Genomic DNA, 17,251 nt, shown 5'->3' on the forward strand with positions numbered 1-17,251 from the left:
CCATGTTCGGATTCGGATCCAAACGCACCCACAACGCCGCCGCCGTCATCACCGGTGCGGGCAGCGGGATCGGCGCCGCGTTCGCCGTGGAACTGTCTCGCCGCGGCGGCAGCGTCTTGTGCAGCGACATCGACGGCACCGCAGCCCAATCCACTGCTGACGCGATCGTCGACGCCGGCGGCGACGCCAGAGCCGTCCGCTGCGACGTCAGCGACATCGACGACGTCACCCGACTGGCCGCCGATGCGCAGAGCTGGTTCGGCGGTCCCCCGACACTGGTGATCAACAACGCCGGCGTCGGCGCCGGCGGCACGAACATCGGCGACGTGACCCTCGACGACTGGAACTGGGTGCTCGGCATCAACCTGTGGGGTCCCATCCACGGCTGTCACGTCTTCGCGCCGATCCTGCGCGAGGCAGGGGCCGGCGGCGTCATCAACGTCGCCTCGGCAGCGGCGTTCGGCGCCGCACCCGGGATGGCGGCCTACAACGTGAGCAAGGCGGGGGTGCTGTCGCTGTCGGAGACGCTGGCCGCCGAGCTGAGCGGATCGGGCGTGGCCGTCACCGTGCTGTGCCCGACGTTCGTCAAGACCAACATCGTCGAGAACGGCCGGATCACCGACACCGCGACACAGCTGGCGGGCCGGCTGATGCGCTGGACCGGCTACTCCCCCGAGCGGGTGGCCCGGATGTGCCTCGACACCCATGACCGCGGCGGCCTGTACTGCATGCCGCAGCTGGATGCCCGCTTCGGCTGGCACGTCAAGAGATTCGCCCCGCAGCTCTACACCAGGGCGGCGGGTTTGACCAAAGGAGGGATCGTCTGATGGCCACCACGAACACGATCGACATGGATGCCATGCTCGCCAAGATCAAAGACCGCCAGTGGGCGCTGGCCGACATCGACTGGGACGCGCCGGGAGCGGAGACCATCTCCGAGGAGTTCCGGCCCAAGCTCAAGGCGTTCATGACGGATCTGTGCTGGATCGAGAACATCGGCGCCCGCGGGTTCGCCGCACTGGCCAAGAAGGCGCCCACCCCGACCATCGCCGAGATCTACCGCTACTTCCACGCCGAAGAACAGCGGCATGCGAATGCGGAGCTGGCACTGATGAAACGGTGGGGCATGCTCGACACCGAGGCGAGCGGAGCGACGGAAGACGGGCGGGTGGAGATGCCCGAACCGAACGTCAACATCCGTCTGGCGATGGACTGGCTGGACCGCTACGCCGACGACATGCCGCTCTCGGTGCTGGGAACAGTCATCCCGATGCTCGAGGTGGCCCTCGACGGGGCACTGTTGAAATTCTTGCTCGAGGAGGTCGACGACCCGGTCTGTCACCGTGTATTCGAGAAGATCAACAACGACGAATCGCGGCACATCGTCGTCGATTTCGCGGTGCTCGACATGATCGGCCACGCCACCGCCCGGCGACTGGCCATCGAATTCGTCGGCACCGTCGCCACACCGGCGCTCATCATCGGCGCCCTGATGTACATCCCGCTGCTGAACCGGATCCGCAACGAGATCGTCGGTATGGGCATGGAACCCGATCGGCTCTACAACGCGGTCAAGCGCTTCAAGAGCCTCGGCGAACGCGGTGAGTCGACCGGCCGGGTTCCGGCCTACCGGGTGCTCAAACGGCACGCCGCCATGGTGGTCAACCCGCGCCACCCCTATCACCTGCTGGCCAACTCCATGGTGTGGGTGTCCGAACGCTATCCGCGCAGCCTGCTGCGCCCCATCCCGAGCTGGTTCAAGGAACTGACCTATGAGCCGGCGGCCTGACATGGCGACCGTCCACGACGCCCTCATCGTCGGCGCCGGGTTCACCGGAATCGGCGCCGCCATCAAATTGCTCCGCGCCGGGGTCGAGAACATCGCCATCGTGGAACGCTCGGATCGCATCGGTGGAACCTGGCGCGACAACACCTATCCCGGTGCCGCGTGCGACATCCCGTCGCTGCTGTATTCGTTCTCCTTCGCCCGCAACCCGTCCTGGTCGCGGGTGTACTCCCCGGCCGGGGAGATCCGCGACCACATCGAGGCCCTCGCCGACGAATTCGACCTTCGTCGGCGCATCGCCTTCGGCACCGAGGTCAACGGTCTGTCCTTCGACGAGTCGAGCGGGGTCTGGACCGCGAAGACGAATCGCCGCAGAACCTTTCGGGCACGCACTGTGGTGCTGGCCTCCGGACCACTGCCCGATCACAAGTGGCCCGCCATCCGCGGCCTGGACACCTACCAGGGCCACAAGATCCACAGCGCGCGCTGGGACCACGACTACGATTTCACCGGTAAACGCGTGGCGGTGATCGGCACCGGCGCCAGTGCGGTCCAGATCATCCCGGAAATGGTCAAGCGCGCCGCATTCGTCAAGGTGTTCCAGCGCACGCCGGGTTGGGTGATCCCCCGGATGGATATTGCGACACCGACGGCGGCCCAGACCCTGTTCGCCAAAGTGCCTGCCGCCCAGCACTTCGCGCGCCAGCTGCTGTTCTGGGGACACGAAGCCAGCGCCACGGCGCTGGTATGGGACACCCCGCTGACCGGCCTGGTCGCCCGCCTCGGCAAGGCCCATCTGCACCGGCAGGTCAAAGATCCGTGGCTGCGGCGTCAGCTCACCCCCGACTTCACTCCCGGCTGCAAACGCATGCTGGTCTCCAGCGACTACTACCCCGCACTGCAACAGGACAATTGCAAACTCATCGACTGGCCGATCGCCACCATGAGCCCGGCGGGTATCCGCACCAGCGACGGCGTCGAGCATCACCTCGATGCCATCGTGTTCGCCACGGGATTCGACGTCCACCTCACCGGGCCGCCGTATCCGGTCACCGGAATCGGGGGACGCTCGCTGGCCGACGAATGGAGCTCCGGAGCCCAGGCCTACAAGAGCATCAACGCGCACGGCTACCCCAATCTGTACGTCATGACCGGGCCGAACTCCGGGCCCGGTCACAACTCGCTGCTGGTCTACGTCGAAGGGCAGCTGGACTATGCGGTGCGGGGCATCACCACCGTGCTGCGCGAGAACCTGCGCTACCTGGACGTGCGGGCCGACGTTCAGCGCCGACACAACGCCCGCATCCAGAGCCGGTTGACCCGCACCACGTGGATGTCCGGCTGTAGCAGCTGGTACCTGACCGCGGACGGATTCAATGCGTCGATGTACCCGGGTTTCGCCACGCAGTATCTTCGACAGATGCGCGATTTCCGGTTCGGCGACTATGACGCGGTCGCCCATGAGTCACCCGCCGGTGTCGCTCGCATCCGAACGTGACCCGAGAGCCCGCCGAACACCGCCAGGCGGGCGCGGTGTCGACGATCCTGCACGGGCTCAGACGGGCGCCCCGCCGGGTCCGGCGAGGGTCGCGTGACGTCGTCGAGAACGCGGTGTCGCAGCTGTTCGACGCCGCCGTACGCCAGCCGCACGCCGACTCGTCCTCCGGGGAATATCGCATCGACGATCTGGCGCGGCTGGCCGGGACCACCACCCGCAACATCCGGGTGTACCGGGACCGGGGCCTGCTGCACCCGCCGCTGCGGGTCGGACGGATCGCGCTGTTCAACGACACCCACCTGACCCGGTTGCGGCTGATCACCTCGATGCTCGACCGGGGCTACACCATCGCCCACGTCCACGAGATGCTGTCGGCCTGGGAGCAGGGCAAGGATCTCGGCGACGTCCTGGGGCTGGAAAGCGCCATCGCCGGAACATGGGCGGCGGAGAAACCGGAGTCCGCACCGCTGGCCGAGGTGCAGCGGCTCATCGACGACACCGACGCCTTCGACCGCATGGTGGAACTGAACCTGATCCGGATCGACGGCGACGGTGAGACCGCCACCGTCATGCGTCCCAAGCTGCTCGAGGCGTTCCGCGAGATGCGGCAGTTCGGTGTCACCGCGGACAAACTGATCGACATCCACGTCGCCGTGCTGCCGCTCGTCGATCAGATCAGCGCGATCCTGGTGCAGGCCGGCGCCGAACAGGTGCAGGACGTCATCAAACCCGGGGAGTCGCTGCCCGACGACACCACGGTCGCCGAGCTGATCACCATGCTGGTCCGATTCCGCAGTCAGGCGGTCGCTTCGGTTGCGGCGACGCTGGCGGCGTCCATCGAGACCACGATCGAGGGGCTGGTCAGCCAGGTCCTCGCCGATTTCATCGACAAGACGCCCGACCCGGACTAGCCTCCGGTCACTCCCACTCGATGGTGCCCGGGGGCTTGCTCGTCACGTCGAGCACCACCCGGTTGACCTCGGGGACCTCGTTGGTGATCCGCGTCGAGATCCGTTCGAGCACCTCGTAGGGCACCCGGGTCCAGTCCGCGGTCATGGCATCCTCGCTGGACACCGGCCGCAGCACGATCGGATGCCCGTAGGTCCGCCCGTCGCCCTGCACCCCGACCGACCGGACGTCGGCCAGCAGCACCACCGGGCACTGCCAGATCTGGGCGTCCTGGCCGGCGGCGGTGAGCTCCTCACGCGCGATCGCATCGGCGCGGCGCAGCGTCTCCAGCCGCTCGGCGGTCACCTCGCCGACGATGCGGATGCCCAGCCCCGGCCCCGGGAACGGTTGGCGCGCAACGATGTCCTCAGGCAAGCCGAGTTCCCGGCCGACCGCGCGGACCTCGTCTTTGAACAGCAGCCGCAGCGGTTCGACGAGTTGGAACTTCAGATCGGCGGGCAGACCACCGACGTTGTGGTGGCTCTTGATGTTCGCGGTGCCCGAACCGCCGCCCGATTCCACCACGTCGGGATACAGCGTGCCCTGGACCAGGAAGTCGACGTCGGGTCCACCACCCTCTCCGCCCGCATCGACGATGTCGCGCACCGCACCCTCGAAGGCCCGGATGAATTCACGGCCGATGATCTTGCGTTTACCCTCTGGGTTGCGCACCCCCGAAAGCGCCTCCAGGAACCGCCCGGCGGCGTCGACGGTCACCAGGTTCGCCCCGGTCGCGGCGACGAAATCGCGCTGGACCTGGGCGCGCTCCCCCGCCCGCAGCAGCCCGTGATCGACGAAGACACACGTCAAGCGGTCACCGATGGCACGCTGCACGAGCGCGGCGGCGACCGCCGAATCCACGCCGCCGGACAGCCCACAGATCGCCCGGCCGTCACCGATCTGTTCGCGGACCTGTTCGACGAGTGCCTCGGCGATGTTGGCCGGTGTCCACTTCGCGTCGATACCCGCAAAATCGTGCAGGAAGCGGCTGAGCACCTGTTGACCGTGCGGCGAATGCAGCACCTCGGGGTGGTATTGGACGCCGGCCAGCCTGCGGGCCCGATTCTCGAACGCCGCCACCGGGGCGCCGCTGCTGCTGGCCACCACATCGAATCCGGCGGGCGCCTCGGTGACCGCGTCGCCGTGGCTCATCCACACCGGCTGGGTACCGGGCAGATCCGAATGCAGTTCGCCGCCGGTCACTTTCAGTTCGGTGCGGCCGTATTCACTGGTGCCGGTGTGGGCGACGGTCCCGCCGAGCGCCTGGGCCATCGCCTGGAAGCCATAGCAGATGCCGAATACCGGGACGTCGAGCTCGAAGAGGGCGGGGTCGAGTTTGGGTGCCCCGTCGGCGTACACACTGGCCGGCCCGCCCGAGAGCACGATCGCCTGCGGATCCTTGGATTTGATCTCCTCGACGGACGCGGTGTGCGGGACGACCTCGGAGAACACCCGGGCCTCCCGCACCCGGCGCGCGATGAGCTGCGCGTACTGGGCACCGAAGTCGACCACCAGAACGGGCCGCGGCCCCGGGGTGTTGGCGGGGGAATTCACCGGTCCAGTCTAGTGGGGCGGACCGTCCGCGCTCGGCCGGTCACCGTCGCCACAGCACCTGCACGCCGTCCGCGCCCCGCGAGGCCAGCGCCCGGTCGAACAGCTCGCCGTCGAAGCCGGGTAGCAGACGCAATCCGGGGACCACGGCGGCCACCTCGTCGAGATCCAGCACGATGTCGGGGCCGCTGCGCTGCTGGAGCACCACGAACGCATCGTCGCGCGAGCGACCGTTGCGCACCAGCGCCACCTCGACGAGCGCATCCCAACGTACTGATTCCACCCAGACAAGTATGCCGTTGTCCGAAAGTGGGCACTGTGGAGAGGGAAACCCGATCTTGTCCGCCGACGAAGCGAGGACCCGCCGTGCTGGGGCTGCCCGATCAGATCACCGCCTGCCTGTTCGACCTGGACGGGGTGCTGACCGACACCGCCAGCGTGCACACCCGCGCGTGGAAGGCGATGTTCGACGACTATCTGCGCGACCGCGCCGACCGCACCGGCGAGCCGTTCGTCCCCTTCGACCCCGGCGCCGACTATCAGCGCTACGTGGACGGCAAGCGCCGCGAGGACGGGGTGCGGTCGTTTCTGGCCAGCCGCCACATCGAACTGCCCGACGGCGGCCCCGAGGACGCACCGGACGCCGAGACCGTCCACGCACTCGGCAACCGCAAGAACGAGATGTTCCACGACACCGTCCGCAAGGACGGGGTGGAGGTCTTCGACGGCTCCCGGCGCTATCTCGAGGCGGCCAGCCAGGCCGGGCTGCGGATCGCCGTGGTGTCGTCGAGCGCCAACACCCGGGAGGTGCTCGAGGTGACCGGGTTGGCCCACTTCGTCGAACACCGCGTCGACGGTGTCACCATGCGGGAGGAGAACATCCCCGGTAAACCCGCGCCGGATTCGTTCCTGCGGGCCGCCGAGCTACTCGACGTGCCGCCGGCGCACGGCGCCGTGTTCGAGGACGCGCTGGCCGGGGTGGCGGCCGGGCGGGCCGGCCATTTCGGCTGCGTCGTGGGTGTCGACCGAGTCGGGCAGGCCGACGGATTACGCGACAACGGTGCCGATGTCGTGGTCGCCGATCTGGCCGATCTGCTGGAGACGACCGCCCAGTGATCAGCCCGGAAATCTTCCCGGTCGAACCGTGGCGTATCCGCGAAACCCGGCTGGAGTTCGACCTTCTCGACGAAGCCGAGTCGCTGTTCGCGCTGTCCAACGGCCACCTCGGGCTGCGCGGCAACCTCGACGAGGGCGAGCCGCACGGACTCCCGGGCACCTACCTCAACTCCTTCTTCGAGGTTCGCCCACTGCCCTACGCCGAAGCCGGCTTCGGCTACCCCGAAGCCGGCCAGACGATGGTCAACGTCACCAACGGCAAGATCCTCCGGCTGCTCGTTGACGACGAGCCGTTCGACGTGCGCTACGGCGACCTCATCGACCATGAACGCGTACTCGACCTGCGGGCCGGCACCCTGACCCGCGACGTGCACTGGCGCTCGCCGGCCGGCAAAGAGATCAAGGTGCATTCGACCCGGCTGGTGTCGCTGGAGCAGCGCGGCGTGGCCGCGATCGAGTACGTCGTCGAGGCGCTCGACGAATTCGTCCGCGTCACAGTGCAATCCGAGCTCGTCACCAATGAGGACCAGCCCGAGTCGTCCGACGATCCGCGGGTGTCGGCCGCCCTGAAGGATCCGCTGGAGCCCGTGCACCACGAACACGGAGATTTCAACGCCCTGCTCGTCCACCAGACCCGCGGCAGCCAGCTGATGATGGCCGCGGCGATGGATCACGACATCGACGTCCCCGGGCGGGTCGAGACGACCACCGACTCCCACGACGATCTGGCGCGCACCACCGTCATCTGCGGACTGCGGCCCGGCCAGAAACTGCGCATCACCAAGTACCTCGCCTACGGCTGGTCGAGCCTGCGGTCCCGACCGGCGTTGCGCGACCAGGTCGCCGGCGCCATCGCCGGCGCCCGCTACACCGGGTGGCAGGGTCTGCTCGACGCCCAGCGCCACTTCCTCGACGAATTCTGGGACTGCGCGGACGTCGAGGTGGAAGGTGACGCCGACATCCAGCAGGCGGTGCGCTTCGGGCTGTTCCACGTGCTGCAGGCCAGCGTGCGCGCGGAGCGCCGCGCGATCCCCGGCAAGGGGCTGACCGGAGACGGCTACGACGGCCACGCCTTCTGGGACTCCGAAGGGTTCGTCCTGCCGGTGCTCACCTATACCGTGCCGTCCGCCGCGGCCGACGCATTGCGTTGGCGCACATCGACGCTCGAACTCGCCAAGGAACGCGCAGCATGTTTGGACCTGCGGGGCGCGGCTTTCCCCTGGCGCACCATCCGGGGTGAGGAGTGTTCGGCGTACTGGCCGGCGGGCACCGCCGCGTGGCACGTCAACGCCGACATCGCGATGGCTTTCGAGCGCTACCGGATGGTGACCGGCGACGACTCGCTGGAGCGCGAGTGCGGGCTGAACGTCCTGGTCGAGACGGCCCGATTGTGGATGTCGCTGGGCCATCACGACCGCCACGGCGTCTGGCACCTCGACGGCGTCACCGGCCCGGACGAATACACCGCGGTGGTCCGCGACAACGTGTTCACCAACCTCATGGCGGCCGGCAATCTGCGGGCCGCCGCGGCGGCGTGCAACCGGCATCCCGATACGGCCGACGACCTCGGCGTGTCGACCGAGGAGACCGCGGCGTGGCGCGACGCCGCCGACGCAGTGCACATCCCGTTCGACGAGGAACTCGGCGTCCACCAGCAGCACGACGGATTCACCACCCTGCGCGAATGGGACTTCGACCCGGACGCGAAATATCCGCTGCTGCTCAACGAGCCCTACGTGCGGCTGTATCCGTCGCAGGTGATCAAGCAGGCCGACCTGGTGCTGGCAATGCAGTGGCAGAGCCACGCGTTCACCGAGGAGCAGAAGGCGCGCAACGTCGACTACTACGAGCGGCGCACCACTCGCGACTCATCACTGTCGGCGTGTACGCAGGCAGTGATGTGCGCCGATGTCGGGCATCTGGAACTCGCGCACGACTACACCTACGAGGCGGCGCTGATCGATCTGCGCAACCTGCACCACAACACCCGCAACGGCCTGCACATGGCGTCACTGGCCGGGGCGTGGACCGCGCTCGTCGCCGGATTCGGTGGTCTGCGTGACGACGAGGGAATCCTGTCGCTGAACCCCCGCCTGCCCGACGGCATCAGCCGGCTCCGATTCCGCTTGCGCTGGCGCAACTTCCGGCTGACGGTCGACGTCACCCACGACGAGGTCAGCTATGTTCTACGCGACGGACCGCACGGTGAGCTGAGCATCCGGCACGCCGGCGAGGAACTGCGGTTGACCACCGAGAAGCCGACCACGCTGGCGATCGTGCGCCGCGAGCCACTGCTGCCCCCACCGCAACAGCCGCCAGGCTGCGAGCCCGTCCGGCGCAGGCTCAATCTCCCGAAATGACCTCAGGCGCCCTGCGCTTCGGCGGTGGTGGGGTCGCGGCGATTGACCTCTTCACGGCTGGCGTTCCAGTTCAGCGCAGCGGGTGCGTGGGCAGGCACCACCGGATGCACCGGCGCGATCGGGTCGAGCCGGCGGTAACCCTGACCCTGCGCCGGGCGCAGGTCGGCCTCACCCTTGTTGGGCCACAGCGCCGCCGCCCGCTCGGCCTGCGCGGTGATCGTCAGCGACGGGTTCACCCCGAGGTTGGCTGAGATCGCCGCACCGTCGACGACATAGAGCGTCGGATAGTTGAACACCCGGTGATAGGCGTCGATGACACCGTGCTCGTCGCTGTCGCCGATCACCGCGCCGCCCAGGAAGTGGGCGGTCAACGGGATGTTGAACAGCTCGCCCCACGTCCCGCCCGCCACGCCGTCGATCTTCTCGGCGATCCGGCGCGTCACCTCGTTGCCGACCGGGATCCACGTCGGATTCGGTTCGCCGTGGCCCTGTTTGCTGTCGAGGATACGCATGCCGAGTTTGGTCTTGCGGGTGAAGGTGGTGATCGAGTTGTCGAGGTTCTGCATCACCAGCGCGATCATCGTGCGCTCGCTCCAGCGCCGCGCGTTGAGCAGCCGTAGGGTGCCGCGCGGATCTTGCCGGGCGTTGTGGATCAGCTGTCGCCACCGCGGCACGTCGGTGCCCTCGGGCCCGCCGCCGTCGGTCATCAGCGTCTGCAGCAGCCCCATGGCGTTGGAGCCCTTGCCGTAGCGGCAGGGTTCGATATGGGTGTCGCCGGTCGGGTGGATCGAGGAGGTGATCGCCACACCGCGGGTCAGATCGAGATCGTCGCTGGCCTGCAGCCGTCCGGCACCGACGATGGACTCCGAATTGGTCCGGGTGAGCAGGCCGAGTCGGTCGGACAGCTTGGGCAGCCGACCGGTGTCGCGCATCTTGAACAGCAGCCTCTGGGTGCCGTACGTGCCCGCGGCCACGATCACGTGGTTGGCGGTGAAGGTTCGCTTGCCCCGGCGGACCCAGCGGTCGGTGCGCCGGGTGTTGACCTCCCACACGCCGTCGGCGCGCTGGGCGAAGTCCGTCACCGTGGTGAGCGGGTGCACCTGGGCGCCCGCCTTCTCCGCGAGATAGAGATAGTTCTTGACCAGGGTGTTCTTGGCGTTGTGGCGGCAGCCGGTCATGCATTCGCCGACCTCGATACAGCCGCGCCGGACCGGGCCCGCACCACCGAAGTAGGGGTCGGCGAAATCCTTGCCTGGAGCCTTCTGGCCGTCGGGGCCGAAGAACACCCCGACCGGTGTCGGCGTGTACGTGTCGCCGACCCCCATGTCCTCGGCGACCTGCTTCATGATGCGGTCGGCGTCGGTGAACGTGGGATTGGTGACGACGCCGAGCATGCGTTGGGCCTGCGCGTAGTGCGGCAGCAACTCGTCGTTCCAGTCGGTGATGTGCTTCCACTGCGGATCGTTGAAGAACGGCTCCCGGGGCACGTAGAGGGTGTTGGCGTAGTTCAACGACCCGCCGCCCACACCGGCGCCGGCCAGGATCATCACGTTGCGCAGCAGATGGATGCGCTGGATCCCGTAACACCCCAGCTTGGGCGCCCACAGGAAGTCGCGCAGATGCCAGGAGTTCTTGGCGAAATCCTGGTCCTCGAAGCGCCGGCCGGCCTCCAGGACGCCCACCCGGTAGCCCTTCTCGGTCAGGCGCAAGGCGCTGACGCTGCCACCGAATCCCGAACCGATGATGAGCACGTCGTAGTCAGGCTGCATCCCACCAGTATGAACTTACCGATGGGTAACAAGCTAGTGAGGCCCGCGAGCAGACACAGAATCACGCTCCTCACCCGTCAATCGTGCGATTGTGTGTCTGCTCGCCGAACAGTTATCCACAGGCGGCGCTGAGGCACTGGTGATGCCGACCAACCGGCACAGATAGTTCGAGGCATGACTGTGGATCCCCTCGATCGGTGGGGCGGCCTGGCCACCGCTCAGGAACTCCTCACCGTGATGACGCGGCAGCAGCTCGACGTCAGGGTTCGCCGCGGCGAGTTGATTCGCCTGTGGCACGGCGTCTACACGTCAGAGCCAGCCGATTTGCGGCTGCGGTTGGCCGGGCTTGACATGTTTCTCGGTCAGGAGGCCGTCGCATGTATGGGTAGCGCTGCAGCCCTGTACGGCTTCGACGTCGAGAACACCACCGCGGTGCACATACTCGACCCCGGCAGGCGCGTTCGCCCGACTCTCGGTCTGATGGTGCACCAGCGCCTCGGTGCCCCGATCCGGCGAATCTCCGGTCGCTTGGCGGTCACTCCGGCCTGGACGGCGGTGGAGATCGCACGGCAGCTACCGCGACCTCGCGCCCTGGCGACGCTCGACGCTGCGGTGCACTCCTCATGGTGTTCGACGGCGGAACTCGAGAAGGCGATCCACCGGCAGAAGGGCCGTCGCGGCATCGTCGCCGTCCGGGAACTCCTGCCTGATGTCAACGGCCGGGCCGAATCGGCGATGGAAAGCGAGGCGCGGCTGGTGATGATCGACCACGGCCTACCCCGGCCCGAGCTGCAGTATGAGATCCGGGGACCGAACGGTGAGGTCTGGCGGGTCGACTTCGCCTGGCCGGAACAGCGGATCATCGCCGAGTACGAGAGCGTCGAGTGGCACGCCGGACGCGCGGACATGATCCGTGATCGCAAGCGGATGGCCGCGCTTCAGCAACTGGGATGGACGGTCATCCCCATCGTGGTCGAGGATGTCCGCCGCCGGCCCACTGAGCTCGCCCAGCGCATCGAGTTCCACCTGACGAGCGCCCGCAGAGCGGGCTGAACTCCGGCGAGCAGACGCAAACTCGCACGGAATTGGGGTTCGCGGTGCGATTTTGTGTCTGCTCGCGGAGGAAGTCCTAAACCCCGACGGCCAGGCCGACCTTCTGGAATTCCTTGAGGTCGCAGTACCCGGCCTTGGCCATCGACCGGCGCAGGCCGCCGACGAGGTTCAGGGAGCCGAACGGATCGTCGGACGGGCCGTCGAGCACCCGCTCCAGCGGGGGCCGCTCGCCGAGCGCCACCTGCAGCAGCGCACCGCGGGGCAGCGACGGGTGCGCGGCCGCGGACGGCCAGAACCAGCCGTCGGCCATCGCCTCGTTCGCCGCGGCGAGCGGGGTCCCGAGCACCACCGCGTCGGCACCGCAGGCGATCGCCTTGGCCAGCTCACCGGAAGTGTGGATGTCGCCGTCGGCGAGCACGTGGACATAGCGGCCCCCGGTCTCGTCGAGGTATTCGCGCCGGGCGGCCGCGGCGTCGGCGATCGCGGTGGCCATCGGCACGCTGATACCCAGCACCTCGTCGCTGGTGGTGACGCCGCTGGTGGAGCCGTAGCCGACGATGACGCCGGCGGCGCCGGTGCGCATCAGGTGCAGCGCGGTGCGATGGTCGAGCACTCCGCCGGCCACCACCGGAACATCGAGTTCGGAGATGAAGGTCTTGAGGTTGAGGGGTTCGCCGCTGCCATGGTCCTGGGCCACCCGCTCGGCGGAGATGATCGTTCCCTGGATGACCAGCAGGTCGATTCCGGCCTGTATGAGGGCCGGGGTCAGCGCCTGGGCGTTCTGCGGGCTGACGCGCACAGCCGTGGTCACCCCGGCTTCCCGGATGCGGGCCACCGCGGCACCGAGCAGTTCGGGGTCGAGCGGCGCGGCGTGCAGCTGCTGCAGCAGCCGGATCGCCGAGGACGGCTCCGGTTCCTTCGCGGCCGCCTCGACGACCTGGGCGATCTTGTCCTCGACGTCGGCATGTCTGCCGATCAGACCTTCGCCGTTGAGAACCCCCAGGCCCCCGAGCCGGCCGAGCTCGATCGCGAACTCCGGCGATACCAGGGCATCGGTCGGGTGGGCGACCACCGGGATCTCGAAGCGGTAGGCGTCCATCTGCCAGGCCGTCGACACGTCCTTCGACGACCGGGTGCGCCGTGACGGCACGATGTTGATATCGCTGAGTTCATAGGTTCGGCGAGCCGTCCGGCCCATGCCGATCTCGACCATGTCGCGCATCTGTCAGCCTTCTGTCCTGTCGGTTCCTCGCGCGAGCGCTCGTCAGCGGGTGGTGGTGTAGTTGGGGGCTTCGACGGTCATCGTGATGTCGTGCGGATGACTTTCCTTCAGGCCCGCGGCGGTGATCTGCACGAACTGCGCCTGCTGCAGCTGCTCGATGCTGGCCGAACCGGTGTACCCCATCGCGGCGCGCAGCCCGCCGGTGAGCTGGTGGATGACCGTCGACAGCGGCCCTCGGTAAGGCACCCGCCCCTCGATGCCCTCGGGTACCAGCTTGTCCTCGGAGAGCACGTCGTCCTGGAAGTAGCGGTCCTTGGAGAACGAGCCCCGCACCGCTCCCCCGGCTCCGCGGCCCTGCATGGCGCCGAGGGACCCCATCCCGCGATAGCTCTTGAACTGCTTGCCGTTGACGAAGATGAGATCGCCCGGGGACTCCGCCGTGCCGGCCAGCAGCGAGCCCAGCATGGCCGTCGACGCCCCGGCGGCCAGTGCCTTGGCGATGTCACCGGAATACTGGAGCCCGCCGTCGGCGATTACCGGCACACCCGACGGCGCGCAGGCGGCCACGGCCTCCAGGATCGCGGTGATCTGCGGGGCACCGACACCGGCGACCACACGGGTGGTGCAGATCGAGCCGGGCCCGACGCCGACCTTCACGGCGTCCGCGCCGGCCTGCACCAGAGCCGCCGCGCCCGCCCGTGTCGCGACGTTGCCGCCGATGACGTCGACCCGGTCGCCGAGCACGGTCTTGACGCGGTGCACCATCTCCAGCACCGACCGGTTGTGCGCATGGGCGGTGTCGACGACGAGCACGTCGACACCGGCGTCGGCCAGCGTCATGGCGCGCGTCCACGCGTCCTCGCCCACACCGACGGCGGCGCCGACCAGCAGCCTGCCGTCGCGGTCCTTGGTGGCCAGCGGGAACTGCTCGGTCTTGACGAAGTCCTTGACGGTGATCAGCCCGGTCAGCTTGCCGTTGCCGTCGACGATCGGCAGCTTCTCGATCTTGTGGCGGCGCAGCAATCCGAGAGCCGCCTCGGCGGACACACCCTCCTGGGCGGTGATCAGCGGAGCCTTGGTCATCACCTCGGAGACCGATTTGGACTGGTCGACCTCGAAGCGCATATCGCGGTTGGTGATGATCCCGACCAGGGCGCCCTGCGCATCGACCACCGGGAGACCGGAGATGCGGAACCGCGCGCACATCGCGTCGACCTCGGCCAGCGTATTGTCCGGCGAACAGGTCACCGGATCGGTGACCATTCCGGCCTCGGACCTCTTGACGGTCTCGACCTGACCGGCCTGTTCGGCCACCGGCAGGTTGCGGTGCAGCACCCCCATGCCGCCGGCGCGGGCCATCGCGATGGCCATCCGGGATTCGGTCACCGTGTCCATGGCCGAACTCACCAGCGGCACCCGCAGACGGATGCGCTTGGTCAGCTGGCTGGAGGTGTCGGCGGTCGCGGGCACCACGTCGGAGGCCGCGGGCAGCAGCAGGACGTCGTCGAAGGTCAGGCCGAGCATCGCGATCTTGGTCGGGTCATCGCCGCCGGTCGGGACCGGTACGGCGAGGGGAACGCTGCTCTCAGCGATCGACATGGGCGATAGCCTCCAAATAAGGCGTGAAGCGGAATACATGATTCTATCGCTGCGCCCGACGAGTCGGCGTCCGCACGCAGCTCGCCACGCGCTCAACCGCTGGCGCGAAGACTGCCGTGCTGAGTAATGTGGGACTCGTGCGAGACCACCTGCCACCTGGTTTGCCGCCCGACCCCTTCGCCGACGACCCCTGCGACCCCTCCGCGGCGCTCGACGCATTGGAACCCGGCCAACCGCTCGACCCGCAGGAACGCACGGCTGTCGAGGCCGACCTCGCCGACCTCGCTGTGTACGAGGCACTTCTCGCCCACAAGGGCATTCGCGGTCTCGTCGTGTGCTGCGACGAATGTCAGCAGGATCACTACCACGACTGGGACATGCTGCGCGCCAATCTGCTGCAGTTGCTGGTCGACGGCACGGTGCGACCGCATGAACCGGCCTACGATCCCGAGCCCGACGCGTACGTGACGTGGGATTACTGCCGCGGATACGCCGATGCCTCCCTCAACGAGGCGGCGTCCGAACCTGACGGCTACCGCTGACCCTCAGCGCTTCCTGCTCGTCATCCCGGTAGGCCCGGGACCTCCGTTGTCGTGGTGATCGCCGGTTCAGGCTCCTGAGTCGCCGGTGCCGCCGTCGTCGTGGGCGCTGCTGTCGTCGGAGCCGCGGTCGTGGGCGCTGAGGTCGGGACGACCGTCGTGGTGCTCAAGGTCACCTCCGCCGACGACGTCGGCGACGAAGCGCTCGACGGCGCGGCGACCGGCCCGGACGTCGTGGTGGTCACCGGAGCCGGCGAGGACGGCGTCGGCACGGGGGTCGCCGTCGTTGTCGGCGTCGGTGCCGTCGTTGTCGGCGTTGTCGGCGTCGGTGCCGGCGTTGTCGAGGGGGATGGCGCCGGGCTGGTGGTCACCGACGGCGACGGGGTCGCCGAGGTGGCGGAATCGGGCGACGAGGTGACCGGCGAGGTCGACGGCGACGAGATGGTGACCGGAGACGTCGAGGTGATCGAGTCCGGCGAGAGCAGGGCCGGCAGCGGCAGATCCGAGGGCACCTCGGGCAGCACGACTGGCGGTGCGTCGGGCGGCACCGTCGCGTTGATGTCGCGGCTCTCGACCTTGACCGACAGCTCCTGCCATTGGTCGACGAGTTCCTGCTGACGGCTGGTGTCGTTGACGGCGGCCACGGTCGTGGTGATGGTCTGCAGCCTGTCCTGCGCCGCGGCCCAATCGCCCTGGTCGATGAGCTGCTGCACCTGGGCCAGTTGGCTCTGCGCCGCGAGGGCCACCTGGTCGTCACGGGTCTGCTCCTGCTCACCGAAGAACATGGTGCGCAAGTTGTACAGCGCGTCGCCGGGACCGGCTCCGTAGATCACCGAGCCGAAACCACCCAGGCACAGCACCGCGGCGGCGACCGATCCGGCCACGGCCAGACCCAGCCGGCGCCGCGGCGGCGCGGCCGGAGCCGTCGCACGATCGAGGGCGAGCGCCGCGTCGCGCGGGGTGACCGTGGCGGTCAGCGGTGCCTGCCGCACCTCGTCGCGCCAGCCCGCGAGCAGGTGGGTTAGTTCGGATTCGCCCGCGTCGTTCGGGTAGACGGGTCGTTCACCAGCCAGGGCATCGAGGAGTTGGTCGGTGTAGTTGATCTCGGGTAGCGACGGGTCGCTCCCGTTGTTCGGGTTGCGGCGTGGGAAATCAGGCATGGTCGTGCCCCGTCGAGAGGATTTCGGCTTTCAGCCGCGCCAGCGCGCGGTGCTGCGCGACGCGGACCGCCCCCGCGGTGCTACCGACCGCTTCGGCGGTCTCCTCGGCGCTCATGCCGACGACGACACGCAGAATGAGGATCTCCCGCTGCTTCTCGGGCAGGATCCCGAGCAGCTTGTTCATCCGGGCCGACGCCTCGGAGTCGATCGCCATCTGCTCGGGACCGGCGTCGGCGGAGAAGCGTTCGGGAACCACGTCGGTCGGATCGGCGCGGTTGCGGCTCGCCGCGCGGTGAGCGTCGGCGATCTTGTGCGCAGCGATGCCATACACGAAGGCCAGGAACGGACGCCCCTGATCCTTGTACCGCGGCAGCGCCGTGATGGCGGCCAAGCAAACCTCCTGCGCAACGTCATCTGCTGACAGACCGCTTCGTTCCGTCGCGCCGATCCTGGCTCGGCAGTACCGCACGACGATCGGACGAATGATCTCCAGCACTTCCCGGAGCGCGTCTCGGTCCCCCGCCACAGCCTCAGCGACGACAGTGTCGAGACGTTCTCCCGAAATTGTCATCGTGGGCGGTATCTCCAACGTTACGAACGGGGCTCATCCCGGCGGTAGGGCTCAGCTAAACAATAACGACCCCTACGGG

The 17,251-nt window shown here is 68.2% G+C and carries 15 protein-coding genes; 8 read left to right on the top strand and 7 right to left on the bottom strand.

What is annotated here, in order from left to right; all coding sequences use genetic code 11:
* Positions 1–2 precede the first annotated feature (2 nt).
* The 4 genes from ACN27E_RS11920 to ACN27E_RS11935 are packed head-to-tail and all read left to right on the top strand — an operon-like array spanning position 3 to position 4,195.
* Entirely contained in the window at positions 3–827 is an 825-nt protein-coding gene (locus tag ACN27E_RS11920; RefSeq protein ID WP_422749293.1) for an SDR family NAD(P)-dependent oxidoreductase, read from the top strand.
* Positions 827–1,789, top strand: a complete 963-nt coding sequence (locus tag ACN27E_RS11925; protein WP_422749295.1) for a ferritin-like domain-containing protein — start codon at positions 827–829, stop codon at positions 1,787–1,789. Before ACN27E_RS11920 ends, ACN27E_RS11925 begins: the two co-directional genes overlap by 1 nt.
* The gene (locus ACN27E_RS11930; RefSeq protein WP_422749297.1) at positions 1,773–3,284 is read left to right on the top strand and encodes a flavin-containing monooxygenase; all 1,512 of its coding nucleotides are present in this window, start codon (positions 1,773–1,775) and stop codon (positions 3,282–3,284) included. Before ACN27E_RS11925 ends, ACN27E_RS11930 begins: the two co-directional genes overlap by 17 nt.
* On the top strand, positions 3,281–4,195 hold the full coding sequence (locus ACN27E_RS11935; protein ID WP_422749298.1) for a MerR family transcriptional regulator: 915 nt from the start codon (positions 3,281–3,283) through the stop codon (positions 4,193–4,195). The genes ACN27E_RS11930 and ACN27E_RS11935 overlap by 4 nt, the downstream gene beginning before the upstream one ends.
* Positions 4,196–4,202: 7 nt before the next feature.
* Here the strand turns inward: ACN27E_RS11935 and guaA are convergent, their stop codons facing one another.
* Both guaA and ACN27E_RS11945 read right to left on the bottom strand, forming a co-directional pair.
* A complete protein-coding gene (gene guaA / locus ACN27E_RS11940) occupies positions 4,203–5,786 on the bottom strand; it encodes a glutamine-hydrolyzing GMP synthase (RefSeq protein ID WP_422749300.1) in 1,584 nt (527 codons plus the stop codon).
* A gap of 40 nt (positions 5,787–5,826) precedes the next feature.
* Entirely contained in the window at positions 5,827–6,066 is a 240-nt protein-coding gene (locus tag ACN27E_RS11945; RefSeq protein WP_422749302.1) for a hypothetical protein, read from the bottom strand.
* 83 nt (positions 6,067–6,149) lie between these two features.
* Here ACN27E_RS11945 and ACN27E_RS11950 point away from each other — a divergent pair, with 83 nt between their 5' ends.
* Positions 6,150–6,899, top strand: coding sequence for a beta-phosphoglucomutase family hydrolase (locus ACN27E_RS11950; protein WP_422749304.1), 750 nt, complete (start codon positions 6,150–6,152; stop codon positions 6,897–6,899).
* The gene (locus ACN27E_RS11955) at positions 6,896–9,259 is read left to right on the top strand and encodes a glycoside hydrolase family 65 protein (RefSeq protein WP_422749305.1); all 2,364 of its coding nucleotides are present in this window, start codon (positions 6,896–6,898) and stop codon (positions 9,257–9,259) included. Before ACN27E_RS11950 ends, ACN27E_RS11955 begins: the two co-directional genes overlap by 4 nt.
* Before the next feature lie 2 nt (positions 9,260–9,261).
* Here the strand turns inward: ACN27E_RS11955 and ACN27E_RS11960 are convergent, their stop codons facing one another.
* Entirely contained in the window at positions 9,262–11,028 is a 1,767-nt protein-coding gene (locus tag ACN27E_RS11960; protein WP_422749307.1) for a GMC oxidoreductase, read from the bottom strand.
* A 174-nt stretch (positions 11,029–11,202) separates the two neighbouring features.
* On the opposite strand from ACN27E_RS11960, the gene ACN27E_RS11965 reads away from it, so the two are divergent.
* A complete protein-coding gene (locus ACN27E_RS11965; protein ID WP_422749308.1) occupies positions 11,203–12,081 on the top strand; it encodes a hypothetical protein in 879 nt (292 codons plus the stop codon).
* Between the two features lie 76 nt (positions 12,082–12,157).
* Here ACN27E_RS11965 and ACN27E_RS11970 read toward each other — a convergent pair whose 3' ends face one another.
* A complete protein-coding gene (locus ACN27E_RS11970; RefSeq protein ID WP_422749833.1) occupies positions 12,158–13,294 on the bottom strand; it encodes a GuaB3 family IMP dehydrogenase-related protein in 1,137 nt (378 codons plus the stop codon).
* Positions 13,295–13,345: 51 nt separating this feature from the next.
* Positions 13,346–14,902, bottom strand: a complete 1,557-nt coding sequence (guaB, locus tag ACN27E_RS11975; RefSeq protein ID WP_422749310.1) for an IMP dehydrogenase — start codon at positions 14,900–14,902, stop codon at positions 13,346–13,348.
* 137 nt (positions 14,903–15,039) lie between these two features.
* Here guaB and ACN27E_RS11980 point away from each other — a divergent pair, with 137 nt between their 5' ends.
* A complete protein-coding gene (locus ACN27E_RS11980; protein ID WP_422749312.1) occupies positions 15,040–15,444 on the top strand; it encodes a DUF5319 domain-containing protein in 405 nt (134 codons plus the stop codon).
* Positions 15,445–15,464: 20 nt separating this feature from the next.
* Here ACN27E_RS11980 and ACN27E_RS11985 read toward each other — a convergent pair whose 3' ends face one another.
* Positions 15,465–16,601, bottom strand: coding sequence for an anti-sigma-D factor RsdA (locus ACN27E_RS11985; RefSeq protein WP_422749313.1), 1,137 nt, complete (start codon positions 16,599–16,601; stop codon positions 15,465–15,467).
* Entirely contained in the window at positions 16,594–17,172 is a 579-nt protein-coding gene (locus ACN27E_RS11990) for a sigma-70 family RNA polymerase sigma factor (protein WP_422749835.1), read from the bottom strand. The genes ACN27E_RS11985 and ACN27E_RS11990 overlap by 8 nt, the downstream gene beginning before the upstream one ends.
* Between the last annotated feature and the right edge of the window lie 79 nt (positions 17,173–17,251).

Source organism: Mycobacterium sp. WMMD1722 (assembly GCF_049315205.1).
In the GTDB taxonomy this organism is placed as follows: domain Bacteria; phylum Actinomycetota; class Actinomycetes; order Mycobacteriales; family Mycobacteriaceae; genus Mycobacterium.